We start from the raw sequence: 18,202 nt of genomic DNA, 5'->3' as shown, positions 1-18,202 counted from the left end.
GGACTACTCCCAGCGGTAGCCCGCCCCGCGGACCGTCACGATGCGTCCTGCTCCGAACTTCGCCCGGAGGTACCGCACGTAGACATCGACCACGTTGGACCCGGGATCGAAGTCGAGACCCCACACTCGGCTCAGGAGTTGCTCGCGGCTCAGCACCTGACCGGCGTGCCGGAGGAACTCCTCCGCCAGCGCGAACTCACGGGCGCTGAGGTCGACCTCGCGTCCGCCGACGGAGGCTCGGCGCGTGTGGACGTCGAGGGAGATATCGCCATGCGAGATCGTGATCGTGCCCAGCGACACCGGCTCGCGGAGGCGGGAGCGAACTCGCGCCAGAAGCTCGTCGAACTTGAAGGGCTTGGCGACGTAGTCGTTCGCGCCGGCATCGAGACCGTCCACGGTGTCGCGGGTGCTGGTGCGGGCGGTCAGCATGATCACCGGGATCGAGGCGCCCTGGCCGCGAAGGTTCCTGAGCACCTCGAATCCGTCCATCGACGGCAGGCCCACGTCCAGCAGCAGGAGGTCGGCGTCGCCGGCGAGAGCCATCTCCAGCGCGGCGGCTCCGTCGTCCATGATGACGGTCTGGTAGCCGGCGGCCTCCAGACCCTTCGCCACGAACGCCGAGATGCGCTCCTCGTCTTCCGCGATGAGGATGCGGGTCATCCGGTGGCCTCTCTCTGCAGGACGACGTCGCCGGCGCGTACCGGCGTCGGAAGGTCAGTGGGGGCGTGGGTTCCACCGAGCGGGATACGGAGTGTGAGCGTTGCGCCCCCGCCCGGGGTGTCGGCGATGGTGCAGTGCCCGTCGTGCGCCTTGGCGATCGCCTCCACGATCGACAGTCCGAGACCCGACCCCTCGACGCCGCGTCGCGTCGAGACGCGGTCGAAGCGGCGGAAGACGCGGTGCCGAGCGGCCGGGGGGATGCCGGGGCCGTGGTCGCGGACCCAGAAGCTCGCTGCCGCGTCGTCGGTGGCACTGCCGATCTCGATCGGGCTCCCCGCCGGGGTGTATTTCGCGGCGTTGTCGGCGAGCTGCAGCCACGCCTGGACGAGACGGTCGTGGTCGCCGACGATGCGCCCGCGGCCACGCGCTTCGATGGTCCAGGTGTGCTCCGGGATCGCCGCGACCAGTTCGCCCACACGGTCGGTCAATGCCCCCACGTCGACCACTCCCGCCGAGAGCGAACCGGCCTCGACGTCTGCGAGCGCGTCGATGTCGTCGACGAGGCGGGACAGCCGGTCGAGCTCGGAGATCCCGAGATCACGGGTCTCTTCCACATCGTCCGGATCGGCGGGGTTCATGGTCTCGAGGTGGCCGCGGACGATCGTGATCGGGGTCTTCAGCTCGTGACGGACGTCGTCCAGCAACTGGCGCTGGGCGGCGACCGACATGGCGAGGCGGTCGAGCATGGAGTTCACCGACGCGGTCAGATCGGCGATCTCGTCGTTGCCGTCCGCGGAGACCCGCGCGCCCAGGTCGGCGATCGTGATGGCATCGGTGGTGTCGCGGAGTTTGCGCAACGGGGAGAACAGCCGCCCCGTGACGAACCAGCCGGCCACGCCGACGGCGAGCACGACGATCGCGCCCGCGATGGCATAGGTCGAGGTGGAGAGGGTGACCAGCTCCATGCGCTGGTCGATCGAGATGGCCTGGACGATCGTGGCGTCGCCCTCGGCGACCGCCGCATAGACGACGGGACCCACCGCGGTGGAAAGACGGCCGCGCATCTCGCCGCGATCCAGGGCAGCGCTGAGGTCTCGCAGGAAGGCCTCATCGTCGGCGAGGGGCAGCCCGGGCGGGGCGGGAGTGGTCGCGAGGACCGTGGCGCCGCGGAGAGCGAGGGTGCCGTCGGTGCGGCCGGGCACGGCGGCCGCGACCAGGTCGGCCGGGTCTTGACCACTGGTGGACACCGTCGAGACGAAGCCGTCCAACTGCCGCCCCGCATTGGCGAGCACTCGTTCACTCTGCACGAAGAACGTCACTCCGCCGGCGATGATGAGTCCGAGCAGCACGACGCCGAGGATCGCCGCGAGAAGTCGCACCCGCGCGGAGACAGGTCTCACGCGGCGCATCATCCTCTGATTATGGCGGTCCTCGGCGTCAGCGAGGGTTCGGCTCAGCCCGGGTGGGTCATCGACAGCAGGTCGAGCTTGGCGTCGAGGACCTCTTCGGTGATCTCTCCGCGCTCGACGTAGCCGAGGTCGACGACGGCCTCACGGACCGTGATGCCCTTGGCCACGGAGTGCTTGGCGATCTTCGCCGCCGCTTCGTAGCCGATGACCTTGTTCAGCGGCGTGACGATCGACGGAGACATCCCGGCGAATGCCTCCGCGCGGGCGACGTTGGCTTCGAGGCCGTCGATGGTCTTGTCAGCCAGCACGCGCATCGCGTTCGAGAGAAGGCGGATCGACTCCAGAAGCGCCGTACCCATGACGGGGATCGCGACGTTCAGCTCGAACGATCCGGACGCGCCCGCCCACGCGACGGTGGCGTCGTTGCCGATGACCCGTGCGCACACCATGAGGGTTGCTTCGGGAACGACGGGGTTGACCTTCCCCGGCATGATCGAGGAGCCGGGCTGCAGGTCGGGGATGTGGAGCTCGCCCAGGCCCGTGTTGGGGCCCGACCCCATCCATCGGATGTCGTTGTTGATCTTCGTGAGCGAGACGGCGATCGTCCGGAGGGCACCGGATGCCTCGACGAGGCCGTCACGGTTGGCCTGGGCCTCGAAGTGGTCCTGCGCCTCGGTGATGGGCAGCTCGGTCTCGGCAGCGAGCAGCTCGATGACCTTCTGCGGGAACCCGAGCGGCGTGTTGATGCCCGTGCCGACGGCCGTGCCACCGAGGGGGACCTCGCCGACGCGGGGGAGGACGGCCTGCACGCGCTCGATGCCGAGGCGCATCTGGCGGGCATAGCCACCGAACTCCTGGCCGAGCGTGACGGGCGTGGCATCCATGAGGTGCGTCCGACCGGACTTCACGATGCCCTTCCACGCCTCGGCCTTGGCCTCGAGAGCGACCGAGAGGTGGTCCAGTGCCGGGATGAGGTCGTCGATCAGGGCCTGGGTCACGGCGATGTGGACCGAGGTCGGGAAGACGTCGTTCGACGACTGCGAGGCGTTGACGTGGTCGTTGGGGTGGACCGTCTCGCCGAGGATGCGGGTGGCCAGAGTGGCGAGGACCTCGTTCATGTTCATGTTCGAGGAGGTGCCGCTGCCGGTCTGGTACGTGTCGACGGGGAAGTGCGCGTCGTACTCGCCCGTGATGACCGCGTCGGCGGCCTGCGCGATCGCGTCCGCGATCCGTGGGTCGAGGGTGCCGAGCTCTTTGTTCGCGAGTGCGGCCGCCTTCTTGATGCGGGCGAGTGCCGCGATCTGGGTCGACTCCAGTCCCGAACCCGAGATGGGGAAGTTCTCCACCGCGCGCTGGGTCTGCGCGGCGTAGAGGGCGTCCTTCGGCACCCGCACCTCGCCCATGGTGTCGTGCTCGATGCGGTACTCGATGTCGGTCACGTCGTCGTTCCTCCGGATCGTTTCGTTCGGTCTCAGGCGGCGCGGGATTCGTCCACGTCGCCCACGCTGACGACGGGGACGGCTTCCCCATCGTCGAGTCGGTAGTTGGCGCCCACGACCGCGACCCGGCCCTCGGCCACGGCCTCGGCGATCAACTCGGAGGCCCGCAGCAGGTCGGCGACGGTGTGGCGCAGGTGCTCGCGGCCCACCAGCTCGGCGTCCACGTGCGCGGTCGCGCGGCCGGCGGCGGCCTCTTCCCGGATCACCCGGCGGACGGCCGGCACGATCGGAGCGATCTGGCGCCAGATGTACGGGGGCAGGTTGGGGGCGTCGACGCCGGTGCTGTCGATCGCGGCCCCGACGGCTCCGCACGCGTCGTGCGCGAGGACCACGATCAACGGCACTTCCAGCACGCCCACCGCGTACTCCAGGCTGCCGATGACGGAGTCGGAGATGACCTGTCCGGCGTTGCGGACGACGAACAGGTCGCCCAACCCCTGGTCGAAGATGATCTCGGCCGCGAGGCGGGAGTCGGAGCAGCCGAACAGCGCCGCGTTGGGGTGCTGCTGGTTCGCGAGCTCGGTGCGCCGCTCGACGTCCTGGCGGGGGTGTGCGGGTTCGCCGGAGACGAAGCGGCGGTTGCCCTCGAGCATCTGATTCCACACGGCACGGGGGGTCAAGCGCTCGCTCACGGGGCCTCTCTCAGTTCTCGGATCTGGGCGGTGACGGATGCCGCGGCGATCGCGGTCGTCTCGGGACTCGCGTCGCCGTAGATCAGCACCTGGTCGGGGCCGGCCGGGGTCGACAGCGCGTACGTGATGTTGCCGGCTCTCTCGGGGTCGCTCGGTCGGTAGACGTCCCACTCGATCCCGTCGATCGTGATCGTCTCACTGCTGCGCGCGCCCCCGAGGATCTGCGCCACCCATTCCTCGCCGGTGTCGAGACCCTGCGCGACGCGCACGAATCCGGACTCGCCGGACCGGACGTAGACCATCGTCCACGCCTCGGTTCCGCCCTGTCCCTCGGTCATGGCCTGGTTCACGCGCCAGCCGTCGGGAAGGGCAGGCGACAGGGCGGGGCGGCCGAGGTCGTCGGACAACTCGGCCGCGAGAGCGGGGACGTCGGGCTGGGGGCGCGGAGCCGGTTCGCCTCGCGGGACGGCCGCGATCACCACGAGCACGACGCCCACGGTCACGAGCAGCGCGGCGAGGAGATTGCGGAACGTCTTGCTCGAGCGGTAGCGGCGCGAGGACTCGGCCTTGCGGGCTGCGGTCTCTTCCGGCGTCTCGGGACGGCCGAGTTCGGCGACGACGCGGGCCATCAGGACTCCTCGCCCTCGCCACGGGCTGCGTCCAGCCGACGTTTGGCGCCGAGGAGCCACTCCTCGCAGCGGGCCGAGAGGCGTTCGCCGCGTTCCCAGAGCGCCAGGGACTCCTCCAGCGTGGGAGCGCCCTGCTCGAGTTCGGCGACCACGCGGACGAGCTCGTCGCGGGCCTGCTCGAACGACAGGGACGCCACGTCGGCAGGGGAGCCGGAAGGCGTCGCGGTCATGGCATCCATCTTAGGCGCGCCCGTCGGAGGGGCCGCCGTCGGCGGGGGAGTCCGTGGCGTCGATCGCGCCTGTGGAGGAGGCGCCGAAGGCTCCGTCGGCCACGGTCACGATGACGCGCGTGCCCGCCGGCGCCTGGCCGGCGTCGCGCACGATCCCGCCGCCGGCGACCTGCGCGATGGCGTAGCCGCGCGCGAGCGTGGCCTCCGGCGAGAGCGCCCGCAGGGACGCCCGCAGCTCGCGCGTGCGCCGCTCCTCGCTCTGCAGCCGCCGATCGACGATGTCGCGGCCGCGTGTCGCCAGCATCCACACCTCCTGCGCGCGCGCCGTGAGCATCGAGTGCGGCGCGCGAAGCGCGGGGCGGGACCGGAGCTGTTCGAGCTGGGCGATGTCGTGCAGAACCCGCTGAGTGAGCCGACTCGTCAGGCGCGCGCGCAGCTGCGCGACCAGGGCGCGCTGCTCGCTGACGTCCGGCACGATCCGCTTGGCGGCATCCGTCGGGGTGGAGGCGCGCACATCGGCGACGTCGTCCAGCAGAGGACGATCGTTCTCATGTCCGATCGCGCTGACGATGGGGGTGGATGCCGCTGCCACCGCCCGCACGAGGTGTTCGTCGCTGAAGCCGAGCAGGGTCTGCGGATCGCCTCCTCCGCGCGCGATGACGATGACGTCCACCTCGGGGTCGGCATCCAGCGCCCTCAGCGCCGCGAGGGTCTCGGGCACGCACCGGTCGCCCTGCACCGCGGCATAGCGTGTCCGGAAGCGCACCTGCGGCCAGCGCAGCTCGGCGTTGCGGTGCACGTCCTTCTCGGCATCCGAGTTCTCGCCCGTGATGAGGCCGATGCAGTGGGGGAGGAAGGGCAGCTTCTTCTTGCGGGCGGGATCGAACAGGCCCTCGGACCGCAGCTGTACACGGAGGCGTTCGAGGCGCTCGAGCTGCTCTCCGAGACCGACGTGCCGCATCGCGGACACGGCGAAGGAGAAATCGCCCGTGCGCGGGAAGTAATCAGCCTTGACGCACGCGACGACGTGGTCGCCCACCTCGAAGTCCTTCGGGAGCCGCGCGAGCGTGCTCGACCAGATGCGGAAGGCGACCGTCGACTCGCTGCCGAGGTCCTTCAGACGCCCGAAGACGTTGCCTCCGCGGCGGTTGAACGACGTGATCTCGCCCTCGACCCAGACAGAGCCCCACCGCTCGATGAACCCGCGGATCGTGTCGTTCAGACGCGACACCGACGTGGGCGCCTCGTTCTTCGAGTCGCGCGGGTGGACGGAGTCGGCCGGGGGCGCCTGGCCCTCGACGGCTTCGGGTCGGAAGGAGGTCATGCTCTCTCGTGTGGGTCGGTGGTGGGCGGTTCGGCCGTCGTCCAGGGGCGCCCCGGTAGAATCGAGGAGTGAGCACACCTGCCGTCCACCTGCCCGTTCCCCGGATCCCGGGTCGACGCGGGCGGCTCCAGGATATCCCGGTCCACGGACAGAAGAAGGTGCTGCTCGCGGCACCCCGCGGCTATTGCGCCGGAGTCGATCGCGCCGTGATCGCCGTCGAGAAGGCGCTCGAGCGCTACGGCGCCCCGGTGTACGTCCGCAAGCAGATCGTGCACAACATCCACGTCGTGACCGAGCTCGAGAAGAAGGGTGCGATCTTCGTCGAGGAAGTCGACGAGGTCCCCGAGGGCTCGCACGTGGTGTTCAGCGCGCACGGGGTTTCTCCCGCCGTCGTGTCGGCGGCATCCGATCGGCACCTCCAGGCGATCGACGCCACCTGCCCTCTCGTGACCAAGGTGCACCGCGAGGCCGTCCGGTTCGCCCGCGACGACTTCGAGATCCTGCTCATCGGGCACGAGGGGCACGAAGAGGTCGAGGGCACGGCCGGCGAGGCTCCCGAGCACGTCACCGTCGTCAACTCCCCGGAGCACGCCGACACCGTCGAGGTGCGTGACCCGTCGAAGGTCGTCTGGCTTTCGCAGACCACCCTGTCGGTCGACGAGACGATGGAGACCGTCCGTCGTCTGCGGACGCGGTTCCCCGAGCTGCAGGATCCGCCGTCCGACGACATCTGCTACGCCACGCAGAACCGGCAGGTCGCGATCAAGAAGGTCGCCCGCGATGCGGACCTCGTCATCGTCGTGGGGTCGGCCAACTCCTCGAACAGCGTGCGCCTCGTCGAGGTCGCGCTCGAGCACGGTGCGAAGGCCGCGTACCGCGTCGACTACGTCGACGAGGTGCGTCAGGAGTGGCTCGAGGGCGTCGAGACCGTGGGTGTCACCAGCGGCGCGTCCGTGCCGGAGGTGCTCGTCACCGAGGTGCTGCAGGAGCTCGCCGGAGCGGGCTACCGCGACGTCGAAGAGGTCCGCACGGCCGAGGAGGACCTCATGTTCTCGCTTCCGAAGGAACTGCGTCAGGATGCCGCGGGCAAGCGCGACCAGCGCGCCCTGGGCGGCCGGGGTCGCGCGTGAGCGACGGTGACGCCCGCCCGCGTCCGCAGTTCGGCGAGTACGCCACCCCGGAGGAGCAGCGCGCGCGCATCCAGCGCCCCCAGGTGACCGAGGCGTTGGAGGCGGGGGTTGCCCCGCCGCCCGAGCAGGCCGCCGCTCCCTCGGCTGCCTCGACGCGCGCCCGAGGACCGCTCGCCGATCGCGTCGCCACGTTCGTTCTACTGGTGTACGGCCTCGTGTCGGTCATCTCCACGATCGTCCAACTGCTGGACTTCCCGGGGTACGCCGAGCGTGCGGCACAGCTCCTCGGCGTCGACGCCACCTACACAGCCCTCTCGGCGGGTTACGCGTGGGGCGCCGTGGCATCCGTCGTCTACGGTGTCGGCTACCTGATCACGGCCTGGCTGACCTGGCGGCGCCTGCGCCGCGGACGTATCTCCTTCTGGGTGCCGCTCGTCGGTTTCGTCGGGACCACCCTCGTCGCGGGCATCTGCATCACCATCGCCCTCACCGCGGATCCGGCATTCATGTCGGCTCTCACCGGCGCTGTCACGAACTGAACCTTCGGGCCTGGCATCCCGTGTTCTCTTCGACGACAGGAGGGAACCGGCGATGCGAGACGAGCACGCGCAGCTGACCGCGCTGTACGACGCGCACGCCGCCCCGGTCTGGCGTTACGTCGTGAGCCTCACCGGCGACCACGCGGGGGCCGACGACGTCGTGCAGGAGACGCTGCTGCGCGCGTGGCGGACGCCCCGGGTGATGGCCGACGACCCGTCGCGGCTGCGCTCGTGGATGTTCACCGTGGCCCGCAACATCGTCATCGACGATGCCCGCAGCGCGCGCCGCCGACATGAGTTGCCGGTCGACGAGCTCCCCGAGACGGGCGGTGTCGACGACACGGATGCCATGTTCGATGCGCTCCTCGTGGAGGAGGCGTTGGCGACCCTCACGCCCGACCATCGCGCGGTCATCGTGACGGCCTACTACGGCGGTCGCAGCGTCGCGCAGGCGGCGGAGGAACTGGGGATCCCCGCCGGAACGGTGAAGTCGCGCCTGCACTACGCCGTGCGTGCTCTGCGGCTCGCCCTGCAGGAGAGGGGGGTGACGCGATGATGTCCGAGCACGATCGGTTCGCCACCTGGGACGGCGCCTACGTGCTGGGGGCTCTGTCGGCCGCGGATCGCGCGGAGTACGAAAGGCACCTCGAGGACTGCGGGCTGTGCCGCACCGCGGTGGCCGAGCTCGCTCCCACGGCCGGGTTGCTTTCTCGCCTGTCGCCCGAGCGGGCGCGCGCGATCGACGGTGACGAGCCCGCTCTCCGTGCCGCACCGACCTCTCCTGACCCGGCCCTGCTCGGGCGGGTCGTGCGGACGGCGCGTCGCCGTTGGCGCCGCAGGGCCGCGCTGTGGGTCGGCGCCGTGGCCGCGATCCTCACGGTGATCGCGGTGCCCAGCGTGCTGGCGCTCACGAGCACGCCGACGACCACCGTCGGCACCGTCTACGCGCTCGATGACGTGGCGGGAGCACCCCTGGAGGCCTCGGTGAAACTCACGCCGGTCGCCTGGGGCACGCGCATCGATCTCGTATGCCAGTACACGGGAGAAGTGCTGGACGCACCGCCCGGCGGCTGGCCGTACGCCCTCGCCGTCACCGACGACTCCGGCGCGACGACGATGCTGTCGACCTGGCGCGCAGGCCCCGGCTCGAAGACGGAGTTGAGCGCGGGCACCGATGTCTCGGCATCCCAGATCGACTCCATCGAGATCCGTACGGTCGACGGAGACCGTGTGGTCATGCGGCGGGACTTCAGCAACCCCTAACATCGAGGGATGCCGAGCCTCGTCGCCGTCTGCGCCGTTCACGCCCTGCGCCCTGATTCCGGGTCGGTGGGGGTCACCGCCATCGACAAGCGTGCCCTCGAGGGTGCGGTGCGCATCGGGCCGCTCGGAGTCCGCGCCGACGTTCAGGCCAGCCGTAAGCATCACGGCGGTCCGGACAAAGCGGTGTACGCCTACGCCCAGGACGACGCGGAGTTCTGAGAGAGCGAGCTCGGGCGGGACATGGCGCCGGGGTGGTTCGGCGAGAACCTGCGCGTGGAGGGCATGGATGTCAACAACGCGCGCATCGGGGAGGTATGGCGGATCGGCGACACCGTCCGGCTGGAGGTGACGATGCCCCGGACCCCCTGCGCGACTTTCGCGCGCTGGGTGGGCGGCGCGGCGGCACGCGGGTGGGTCAAGCGGTTCTCCGACGAGGGGCGCCTGGGCGCCTACCTGCGGGTGCGTCGCGCGGGTGACGTCCGCGCCGGCGATCCGGTCGAGGTCGTCTCTTCACCGCCCGACGCCCCCACGGTGCTGGAGCTGTACCGGGGATAGTTCCCCGGGCGGGCGGGTGCGGCGTGCACGGGTGTGCGTGCCCGCTGCGCCGGTGCCTGCCGCGCCGGTGCGCGCCGTGTGTGCGGGTGTGTCCGGTTCGCCGAGACCGCATCCCGCCGACATCTGCGCCGCAGACTGCAGGGGGAATGTCGGCGGGATGATGTCTCGGCGGTGGGAAGTGGAGCAGCGCCGTGACAGCACGAACGCCCCGGCGGTGCCGGGGCGCTCGTGGGAGAGTGTCAGCCCTGCGACTTACCGAAAGAACCCAGCTGCTTGGTGGCCTCGACGACGCGCACGGCCATCGCCGACTCGGCGACCTTGCCCCACGCGCGCGGGTCGTACTGCTTCTTGTTTCCGACCTCGCCGTCGATCTTCAGGACGCCGTCGTAGTTGGAGAACATGTACCCGGCGATCGACCGCGTGAACGCGTACTGGGTGTCGGTGTCGATGTTCATCTTCACGACGCCGTTGGAGACGGCCAGCGCGATCTCCTCATCGGTGGAGCCGCTGCCGCCGTGGAAGACGAGGTCGAGCGGCTTGGGGCCCGTGCCGAACTTGGCAGCGATGCCCTCCTGGATCTCACCGAGAAGCTCCGGGCGGAGCTTGACGCCGCCGGGCTTGTACACGCCGTGGACGTTGCCGAAGGTGAGGGCGGAGATGTACCGACCGTTCTCGCCCAGGCCGAGACGCTCGACGGCCTTCGTGACGTCGGCGACCGTCGTGTAGAGCGCCTCGTTGGAGCCCTCGTGCGCGACGCCGTCCTCCTCGCCGCCGACCACGCCGACCTCGATCTCGAGGATGGCGTGGATGTTGTTCAGGCGGGGGAGCAGCTCGGCGGCGATGTCGATGTTCTCGTCGAGCGGAACGGCGGAACCGTCCCACATGTGCGACTGGAAGATCGGGTTGCGGCCGGCCTTGACCTCTTCCTCGGATGCCTCGAGGAGGGGGATCACGAACCCGGGCAGAGCGTCCTTCGGGCAGTGGTCGGTGTGCAGGGCGACCGTTACGGGATAGTTCTTGGCGACCTCGGTGACGTACTTGGCGAACGCGAGTGCGCCTGTCGCGCGGGCCTTCACGGTGTGGCCGGCGAAGTAGTCGGCGCCGCCCGTGGTGACCTGAAGAATGCCGTCGGAGCCGGCTTCGGTCAGGCCCTGGAGCACGGCATTGATGGTCTGCGAGCTGGAGACGTTGATCGCGGGGTAGGCGAAGCTGCCGGCCTTGGCGCGGTCGAGCATCTCGGCGTACTGCTCAGGGGTGGCGACGGGCATGGAGGTGCTCCTTGGTCGTGACTGGGACACCGTCACTCTAGCGAAGGCGGTGGATCGTGACCGCGGTGGAGGTCAAGGAACAGGGTGGTTCTCCTCATCCGTAAAGAATCGCGATTCCTTCGTCCCGCGAGCAGTGAAATCCCCTGATTATCACAACCGGCGTGGCTACAGTGGGCCACATGGTGAGCCTGACGTCCGACATGAGTCCCTTGCATCCCGATCGGAACCTGGCTCTCGAGCTGGTGAGGGCGACCGAGGCGGCGGCGATCCGCGCGGTTCCGTTCATCGGTCGTGGCGCCAAAGAGGCCGCCGACGGTGCGGCCGTCGACGCGATGCGCGCGTTCTTCAGCACCGTCAACTTCGACGGCACGATCGTCATCGGTGAGGGCGAGAAGGACAACGCGCCCATGCTGTACAACGGCGAGCGAGTAGGCAACGGCAAGGGGCCCCAGTGCGACGTCGCGGTCGACCCGATCGACGGAACGTCGTTGACGGCCGCCGGACGGCAGAACGCCCTGTCGGTCATCGCGGTGTCCGACCACGGGTCGATGCTCGACGCGTCCAGCGTCTTCTACATGGACAAGCTCGTCACCGGCCCCGCCGGCGTCGGTGTCGTCGACATCCGCCTCCCCATCGGGGAGAACATCCGCCTCCTGGCGAAGGCGCTCGGGAAGCCGGTCGACGAGATCGTCGTGTCGGTCCTCAACCGCCCCCGCCATGAGCAACTCATCGCCGACATCCGTGAAGCGGGCGCCGGAACGCGCCTCATGAGCGACGGCGATGTCGCGGGCGGCATCAATGCGGCACGCCACAACGCGCGCACCGACATGTGCGTCGGTATCGGCGGTAGTCCGGAAGGGATCGTCACGGCGTGCGCGATCAAGGCCCTCGGCGGGCACATCCAGGGCGTGCTCGCGCCGCGTGACGACGACGAGAAGGAGAAGGGTCGCGACGCCGGTCTCCACGTCGACGGCGAGGTGTACGAAGCGGACGGCCTCGTGAGGGGCAAGAACACGATCTTCGTCGCCACGGGTGTGACCGACGGCCAGCTCGTGCAGGGAGTCCGGCGGGACGGCGGCTTCATCTACACCGAAAGCGTCGTGCTGCGCGGGGCATCCGGGACGCTCCGCAGGATCTCGTCCGAGCACCTGACCTCGAAGTGGCTCTGACGCCTCGTCGGCGCGAGAATCCATCGGGCTGGTAAACACGCGGCGGGATGTCACGGGGACGCCAGCCCGCTGAAGCCTCGCGGGTTGTTGCGGCCCCTCGTGCGGCGGCGCACCGGAACGGGCGACAGTTCGCAGGTACAGCCGGGCGTGTCGTTGCGCAAGTGTGACGCGTTCCCGAACGGGCCTCTGGCAGAATCGTGTGCAGTGTCAACGGCGACGCTGTGTTCTTCCGAGACCCGAAGGGGGATCGTTTCATGGCAGCTCCGACGAACTCGACCGCACCTCAGACGGGTGCGCAGGCGGTGATCGCGAGCGCCGTCGACCCCGCGCGACGTCCCGACGTGCTCTTGCGCAAGCGTCGTGCCGAGGGCCACGAGATCAGCGCGTGGTGGATGGTCGGAGCCTTCGTCGTCGTCTCCGCCGCCGTGGTGAGCCTGCTCAGTTGGGTGCCGGGCGGTTCTTGAGCCTCGCCGCCGTTCAGGTGTCCTGACGGAGGCCCGCGCGCTCGCGCACGGCACCGAGATCGGCCTGAGTGACGCCGTGCCCTTCCGAGTCGCCCCGAGATGACTCGTCTCCCTCGGAAAGCTCGAGCAGTTCCGGGGCCGTCCACCGGCGGGGTGCGGCCTCGAGCGTGGGAGGCGCCGCCACGGCGTCGAGTTTCGTCTCGTCGATGCCGGGGAACTTCCGCGCCGTGACCAGAACCCGCGACTCGAGCGAGCCCGCGAACTTGTTGTAGCTGTCGACGGTCCGCTCCAGCGCGCGCCGCAGATCGCCGGCGTGTGAGGCCAGCACCCCGACCCGCTCGTAGAGCTCGGTGCCGAGAGCGAACAGGGTACGTGCCTCGTCGGACACGTCGTGCTGCGTCCAGGTGAACGCGACGGTCTTCAGAACCGCCCAGAGGTTCACGGGGGAGGCCAGCGCCACGCGGCGGGTGAAGGCGTATTCGAGAAGCGTCGGGTCTTCCTCGAGCGCTGCCGAGAGCAGCGACTCGCTGGGGAGGAAGCAGATGACGAACTCCGGGCTGCTCGGAAGCCCCGCCCAGTAGGTCTTGCGGGCGAGCGCGTCGACATGAGCGCGCACGGCCTTCGTGTGCTTCGCCAGCAGAGTGGCGCGCCGAGCCCCCTCGTCGCCCGTGGCGGTCACGGCGATCGCGCTGGCCTGGAGGTATGCGTCGAGGGGGACCTTGGCATCCACCGCCAGCGCCTTGCCCCCGGGGAGCCGCACGATCATGTCGGGTCGGCCGGCTCCGGCGTCGGAGGAGATGGACGCCTGCAGATCGAAGTCGACGTAGCGGGTGAGGCCCGCAGCTTCGACGACACGACGAAGCTGCGTCTCGCCCCACACACCGCGCGTGCTTCCCGACCGCATCGCCGATGCCAGTGCTTCGGTCGTCGAGCGCAGCGCTTCGTCGGATTCGCGCGAGAGCCTCAGCTGCTCTCCGAGGGCGGAGTACTGCTCGACACGGTCACGTTCGAGTCCATCGACCTTTCGCTGCATCGCGTCGAGCGTCTCGCGCACGGGGTCGAGAGCGCGCAGCACGGTCTGTTCGCGGCGTTCGCGCTCTTCATGGGCGGCCTGATCGGCGCGCGTCTGCCCGAGGAGATCGCGGTACAGCGTGGTCTGGTGGTCGAGCTGCGACTGGACGCCCGCTCGCGCGGCGTCGGCCGCGGCCACACGCGCAACGAGGTCGACGCGTTCGGCGGCGGTGCGCGAGGTCGTGCGGGCGGTGCCGAAGAACCAGCCGGCGGTAGCTCCGACCGCGAGGGCGAGGATCACGAGGATCAGGGCGATGGCATCCATGGGGTCAGTGTGCCGCAGGCCTCCGACATCGGCCGCAGGTGCCCCTCGGATCTCGAGCGTGTCAGGCGACCGCGCGCTCGAGTCGAGTTTCAGGCGTGATCTGAGAAATGCGGACGCCGAGGTGGGCGGCAAGGGCGTGCACGTCTGCGGCTCCCGCGCGGCGGGCGCAGTCGATGGTGATTTCCGCGCAGGCGACCGCGTCGGCCAGAGCGTCGTGGTGCGCGAACGGTGAACAGCCCGCCTCCGCGGCGACGAGGGGCAGTCGGTACGAATCCAGCGTGTAGGTCCTTCGCGACATCTGCACGCTGCACATGTAGCGGTACGGAGGACATTCGTCGCCCGTCGCGGCACACGCACGCCGCAGGACGGACATGTCGAAGCCCGCGTTGTGGGCGACGAGGACGTCGGCGCCGGCGAACGCGGTCAGCCGCGCGAGCTGGGTGGTCCAGTCGGGAGCATTCACGACGTCGGACGGACGGATGCCATGGATGCCGACATTGATCGCCGCAAACGTGTCGTGGCCAGCAGGCGGCTTGATGAGCCACGCGGCGGTGGCGACGACGCGGCCGTTGCGTACACGGGCGAGGCCCACCGCGCACGCAGACGCACCGCTGGAGTTCGCCGTTTCGAAGTCGATCGCGGTGAAATCCAGTGCCACGCGTCCACCCTGCGACGCGCTCGCCGCGGTGCCGGGGAGGCGCGCCGCGTTCCCGCCGAGTGGCGCTTCGGTCGCGGCGATGTGTTGTGGTGCGCGTTGGGTCGTGCCAGGTGGCGCGACTCGGGGGGAGGGGGCGCGGCGGGTTTCCTCGAGTGGTGCTTCGGTCGCGGCGATGTGTTGTGGTGCGCGTTGGGTCGTGCAAGGTGGCGCGACTCTGGGGGCGGGGGGTGCGGCGGGTTTCCTCGAGTGGTGCTTCGGTCGCGGCGATGTGTTGTGGTGCGCGTTGCGTCGTGCCAGGTGGCGCGACTCGGGGGGAGCGGGGCGTGGTGGTTGCGCCGGCAGGGTGCTTTGGTCGCGGCGATGTGTTGTGGTGCGCGTTGGGTCGTGCAAAGTGGCGCGACTCGGGGAGGGGGGCGTGGCGGTTACGCCGACAGGGTGCTTCGGTAGCGGCGATATGTCGTCATCGGCGTTGGGTCGTGCAAAGTTGCGCGAGGTGGCGGCGGCGTAGGGTCGAGGCATGACGGAGAGCCGGAAGTCGACGTCGTTCGGGCAGGCGGCCGCGGCCTACGAGTCGGGGCGGCCGCAGTATCCCGCCGAGGCGGTCGCCTGGATGCTTGCGCCGGTACGGGAACCGGGCCGGGCGCTTCGCGTCGCCGACGTGGGGGCGGGCACCGGGAAACTCACCCGCGCCGTCGTCGAGCTCGGTGCCGACGTGGTCGCCATCGACCCGGATGCCGACATGCTCGCGTCGTTGCGCGAGAACGTCCGGGGTGTCCCCACGTTCGTCGGGGCCGCCGAGGGTCTGCCGCTACCCGACCACGCTCTCGACGCCGTGGTCATGGGTCAGGCATGGCATTGGGTGGATCCGGACGCCGGCTCCCGTGAGGTCGGCCGCGTGTTGCGCAGCGGCGGGGTGCTCGGGCTGATCTGGAACATCCGCGATGAGCGCGTCGACTGGGTTCGCCGTTTGACCGCGGCGATGGGCGGCTCCAACGCCGAGGTGCTCCTGGCCACCACCGGCCCGCGCGTCGCCGAGCCCTTCGCCGACCTCGAGCACCGGTCGTGGTCGTGGAGCCGCCGCATCACGCTCCCGCAGCTGCGCGACCTCGTCTTCTCGCGGAGCGACATCATCACAGCGAGCCCGGAGGAACGTGCGCGCATCGATGCGGCGGTCGACGGGGTCGTGGCATCCGTTCCGGAACTCGCCGACGGGGGAGCGGTCGACCTGCCCTACGTCACTCACGCCTTCCGCGCGCACCGTCCCTGACGCCGTGGGAGTGCTGCGCGCCGGGTAACCTGGACTCCCGTGGCTCTTACCATCGGAATCGTCGGCCTTCCCAATGTCGGAAAGTCGACCCTCTTCAACGCCCTGACCAAGAACTCGGTGCTCGCGGCGAACTACCCGTTCGCGACGATCGAGCCCAACGTCGGGGTCGTGAACCTTCCCGATGCGCGGCTACAGAAGCTCGCCGACGTCTTCGGCAGCGAGCGTCTCGTGCCCGCCGCGGTGTCGTTCGTCGACATCGCCGGGATCGTGCGCGGTGCCAGCGAGGGTGAGGGCCTCGGCAACCAGTTCCTCGCCAACATCCGTGAGGCGGATGCCATCGCCCAGGTCGTCCGCGGATTCGCCGACGACGACGTGGTCCACGTCGACGGGCAGGTGAACCCCGCCAGCGACATGGAGACCATCAACGCCGAGCTGCAGCTCGCCGACCTCCAGACGCTCGAGAAGGCGATCACGCGGTACGAGAAGGAGGTCAAGGGCAAGAAGCTCGACCCCTCGGTGCTCGAGACGGCCAAAGCGGCGGAGGATGCGCTCCAGCGCGGACAGCTGCTGTCGGCATCCGGTCTCGACCTCTCCCCGATCCGCGAGCTGGGTCTCCTGACCGCCAAGCCCTTCATCTTCGTTTTCAACGTCGACGAGGCCGTGCTCACCGACCAGGCCCGCAAGGACGAGCTCTCCGCGCTCGTCGCGCCCGCGAAGGCCGTGTTCCTGGATGCCAAGATCGAGTCGGAACTGATCGACCTCGACCCCGAGGATGCCGCCGAACTGCTGGCATCCACCGGTCAGGACGAGTCGGGCCTCGACCAGCTCGCCCGCATCGGCTTCGACACGCTCGGGCTCCAGACCTACCTCACCGCGGGTCCGAAGGAAGCGCGCGCCTGGACGATCGGCAAGGGCTGGAAGGCCCCGCAGGCCGCCGGTGTCATCCACACCGACTTCGAGAAGGGCTTCATCAAGGCCGAGGTCATCTCGTTCGCCGACCTCGTCGAGCTCGGCTCGGTTGCCGAGGCGCGCGCGAAGGGCAAGGCGCGCCTCGAGGGCAAGGACTACGTCATGCAGGACGGCGACGTGGTGGAATTCCGCTTCAACAACTGAGGCCCTCTCAGCGTCCAAGGCCCCGCTCGATCTTTCGGATCGAGCGGGGCCTTCGCATTACTCCCGGCCGTCGGCGGCTTCCCGGCCGACAGAATCGGATCGGAAGAATCGGGCGCGAGGGTCCCTGGCGAAACGAGAGTGGGAGGCGAAGGGAGTCACATGATCGAGGTCCTCAACCGCCTGGTCGACGAGATTGAAGATCGCCTGGTCGACGAGATCGACATCGACGCGCTCGCCGCGTCGATGGGGACGACGGGCTACCACTCGCGTCGCATGTTCTCGGCGCTCGCCGGCATGCCGATATCGGAGTACGTGCGTCGGCGGCGGATGACAGTCGCTGCGTCGGACGTGATCGGCGGTGAAGATCTGCTGACGATCGCCGTGCGCTTCGGATATGGATCGGTCGAGGCCTTCGGGAGAGCGTTCCGGTCTGTGCACGGCGTGAGCCACGGCGATGTCCGCCGCGACGGTGGCCCCCTTCGAATCCAACCCACCCTCAGGTTCCGCCTGACCGTTGAAGGGAGCTCCGTCATGGATGCCCGGATCATCGAACGCCCCGCCTTCCGCCTCGTCGGTCACGCCGCGCGTGTACCGCTCATTCACCGGGGCAGCAACCCGCACATTCAGCAGCACATCGCGTCGCTGCCGCCCGAGGAACACGGACGACTCAAGCTGCTCAGCGGGACGGATCCGCGGGGGCTCCTCCAGGTCAGTGCCGACATCGATCCCGACTACGCGGAGGGGAGCGAACTGACCTACCTGCACGGTGTCGCCGTTGAGGCGGACGCGCCGGTTGCTGCGGATCTCGACGTCATCGAGGTGGCCGCCGGCGCGTGGGTCGTCTTCCGTACGTCCGGTCCATACCCATCCGCCCTCCAAGAGGCGTACGCGGCTTCTGCTGCTGATTGGTTCCCGTCCAACCCGTGGCGGCTGCGTCACGGACCGTCGATCGTGGCAATCCTCGATCGTGCAGACGACTTCAGCACGGCGACGAGCGAATTGTGGTTCCCGATCGAGCGTGCGTGAGCGCCCTCGGCCCCGGCTTCGCGAAGTGCGG

Annotated in this window: 20 protein-coding genes and 1 pseudogene; 11 read left to right on the top strand and 10 right to left on the bottom strand. The window is 69.6% G+C overall.

From position 1 onward, the window contains the following. Window positions 1-3 precede the first annotated feature (3 nt). The 7 genes from AC3WLZ_RS10495 to xseA are packed head-to-tail and all read right to left on the bottom strand — an operon-like array spanning window position 4 to window position 6,383. Window positions 4-660 carry a response regulator transcription factor gene (locus AC3WLZ_RS10495; RefSeq protein WP_492469990.1) on the bottom strand — a complete coding sequence of 219 codons (657 nt, stop codon included), beginning with the start codon at window positions 658-660 and terminating at the stop codon, window positions 4-6. Then, entirely contained in the window at window positions 657-2,069 is a 1,413-nt protein-coding gene (locus AC3WLZ_RS10490; protein WP_492470966.1) for a sensor histidine kinase, read from the bottom strand. The genes AC3WLZ_RS10495 and AC3WLZ_RS10490 overlap by 4 nt, the downstream gene beginning before the upstream one ends. A gap of 44 nt (window positions 2,070-2,113) precedes the next feature. Beyond that, window positions 2,114-3,508, bottom strand: coding sequence for a class II fumarate hydratase (locus tag AC3WLZ_RS10485; RefSeq protein ID WP_492469989.1), 1,395 nt, complete (start codon window positions 3,506-3,508; stop codon window positions 2,114-2,116). 32 nt (window positions 3,509-3,540) lie between these two features. Further along, window positions 3,541-4,200, bottom strand: a complete 660-nt coding sequence (locus tag AC3WLZ_RS10480; RefSeq protein ID WP_492469988.1) for a carbonic anhydrase — start codon at window positions 4,198-4,200, stop codon at window positions 3,541-3,543. Next, the gene (locus AC3WLZ_RS10475; RefSeq protein ID WP_492469987.1) at window positions 4,197-4,829 is read right to left on the bottom strand and encodes a DUF4245 family protein; all 633 of its coding nucleotides are present in this window, start codon (window positions 4,827-4,829) and stop codon (window positions 4,197-4,199) included. Before AC3WLZ_RS10475 ends, AC3WLZ_RS10480 begins: the two co-directional genes overlap by 4 nt. Next, window positions 4,829-5,068 (bottom strand): exodeoxyribonuclease VII small subunit, encoded by a 240-nt coding sequence (locus tag AC3WLZ_RS10470; protein WP_412924891.1) that lies wholly within the window; start codon window positions 5,066-5,068, stop codon window positions 4,829-4,831. Before AC3WLZ_RS10470 ends, AC3WLZ_RS10475 begins: the two co-directional genes overlap by 1 nt. A gap of 1 nt (window position 5,069) precedes the next feature. Beyond that, on the bottom strand, window positions 5,070-6,383 hold the full coding sequence (gene xseA / locus AC3WLZ_RS10465) for an exodeoxyribonuclease VII large subunit (protein WP_492469986.1): 1,314 nt from the start codon (window positions 6,381-6,383) through the stop codon (window positions 5,070-5,072). A gap of 89 nt (window positions 6,384-6,472) precedes the next feature. Here xseA and AC3WLZ_RS10460 point away from each other — a divergent pair, with 89 nt between their 5' ends. The 6 genes and pseudogenes from AC3WLZ_RS10460 to AC3WLZ_RS10435 form a co-directional block, all read left to right on the top strand. Further along, entirely contained in the window at window positions 6,473-7,513 is a 1,041-nt protein-coding gene (locus AC3WLZ_RS10460) for a 4-hydroxy-3-methylbut-2-enyl diphosphate reductase (RefSeq protein WP_412926135.1), read from the top strand. Further along, window positions 7,510-8,052 (top strand): DUF6264 family protein, encoded by a 543-nt coding sequence (locus tag AC3WLZ_RS10455; RefSeq protein WP_412924889.1) that lies wholly within the window; start codon window positions 7,510-7,512, stop codon window positions 8,050-8,052. The genes AC3WLZ_RS10460 and AC3WLZ_RS10455 overlap by 4 nt, the downstream gene beginning before the upstream one ends. Window positions 8,053-8,104: 52 nt before the next feature. Next, window positions 8,105-8,608 carry a sigma-70 family RNA polymerase sigma factor gene (locus AC3WLZ_RS10450; RefSeq protein WP_412924888.1) on the top strand — a complete coding sequence of 168 codons (504 nt, stop codon included), beginning with the start codon at window positions 8,105-8,107 and terminating at the stop codon, window positions 8,606-8,608. Further along, window positions 8,605-9,315: an anti-sigma factor family protein gene (locus tag AC3WLZ_RS10445; RefSeq protein ID WP_412924887.1), complete on the top strand. Its 711-nt coding sequence runs from the start codon at window positions 8,605-8,607 to the stop codon at window positions 9,313-9,315. Before AC3WLZ_RS10450 ends, AC3WLZ_RS10445 begins: the two co-directional genes overlap by 4 nt. Window positions 9,316-9,324: 9 nt before the next feature. Continuing rightward, on the top strand, window positions 9,325-9,534 hold the full coding sequence (locus AC3WLZ_RS10440) for a hypothetical protein (RefSeq protein WP_492469985.1): 210 nt from the start codon (window positions 9,325-9,327) through the stop codon (window positions 9,532-9,534). Window positions 9,535-9,549: 15 nt separating this feature from the next. Further along, a pseudogene (locus AC3WLZ_RS10435) lies at window positions 9,550-9,870 on the top strand (MOSC domain-containing protein); the annotation flags it as partial. Window positions 9,871-10,109: 239 nt separating this feature from the next. Here AC3WLZ_RS10435 and fbaA read toward each other — a convergent pair. Beyond that, on the bottom strand, window positions 10,110-11,138 hold the full coding sequence (gene fbaA, locus AC3WLZ_RS10430) for a class II fructose-bisphosphate aldolase (protein ID WP_412924885.1): 1,029 nt from the start codon (window positions 11,136-11,138) through the stop codon (window positions 10,110-10,112). 179 nt (window positions 11,139-11,317) lie between these two features. Here fbaA and glpX point away from each other — a divergent pair, with 179 nt between their 5' ends. Both glpX and AC3WLZ_RS10420 read left to right on the top strand, forming a co-directional pair. Further along, entirely contained in the window at window positions 11,318-12,307 is a 990-nt protein-coding gene (gene glpX, locus AC3WLZ_RS10425; protein WP_412924884.1) for a class II fructose-bisphosphatase, read from the top strand. A 254-nt stretch (window positions 12,308-12,561) separates the two neighbouring features. Then, window positions 12,562-12,771, top strand: a complete 210-nt coding sequence (locus AC3WLZ_RS10420; protein WP_492469984.1) for a UDP-N-acetylmuramyl pentapeptide phosphotransferase — start codon at window positions 12,562-12,564, stop codon at window positions 12,769-12,771. A gap of 13 nt (window positions 12,772-12,784) precedes the next feature. Here the strand turns inward: AC3WLZ_RS10420 and AC3WLZ_RS10415 are convergent, their stop codons facing one another. Together AC3WLZ_RS10415 and AC3WLZ_RS10410 are read right to left on the bottom strand one after the other, a co-directional pair. Next, window positions 12,785-14,107 carry a DNA recombination protein RmuC gene (locus tag AC3WLZ_RS10415; protein ID WP_492469983.1) on the bottom strand — a complete coding sequence of 441 codons (1,323 nt, stop codon included), beginning with the start codon at window positions 14,105-14,107 and terminating at the stop codon, window positions 12,785-12,787. A 61-nt stretch (window positions 14,108-14,168) separates the two neighbouring features. Beyond that, the gene (locus AC3WLZ_RS10410; protein ID WP_492469982.1) at window positions 14,169-14,765 is read right to left on the bottom strand and encodes a 3'-5' exonuclease; all 597 of its coding nucleotides are present in this window, start codon (window positions 14,763-14,765) and stop codon (window positions 14,169-14,171) included. Between the two features lie 517 nt (window positions 14,766-15,282). On the opposite strand from AC3WLZ_RS10410, the gene AC3WLZ_RS10405 reads away from it, so the two are divergent. From AC3WLZ_RS10405 to AC3WLZ_RS10395, 3 genes are all read left to right on the top strand, one after another. Then, window positions 15,283-16,032, top strand: coding sequence for a class I SAM-dependent methyltransferase (locus AC3WLZ_RS10405; protein WP_492469981.1), 750 nt, complete (start codon window positions 15,283-15,285; stop codon window positions 16,030-16,032). A 39-nt stretch (window positions 16,033-16,071) separates the two neighbouring features. Continuing rightward, window positions 16,072-17,145, top strand: a complete 1,074-nt coding sequence (gene ychF, locus AC3WLZ_RS10400) for a redox-regulated ATPase YchF (RefSeq protein ID WP_412924879.1) — start codon at window positions 16,072-16,074, stop codon at window positions 17,143-17,145. Window positions 17,146-17,304: 159 nt separating this feature from the next. Beyond that, on the top strand, window positions 17,305-18,171 hold the full coding sequence (locus AC3WLZ_RS10395) for an AraC family transcriptional regulator (protein WP_492469980.1): 867 nt from the start codon (window positions 17,305-17,307) through the stop codon (window positions 18,169-18,171). Window positions 18,172-18,202: the final 31 nt, after the last annotated feature.

The organism is Microbacterium sp. FW305-3-2-15-F-LB2 (assembly GCF_058787255.1).
Note: the sequence above shows the minus strand (reverse complement) of the source record. Positions and strands in the feature narration are given on the sequence as shown.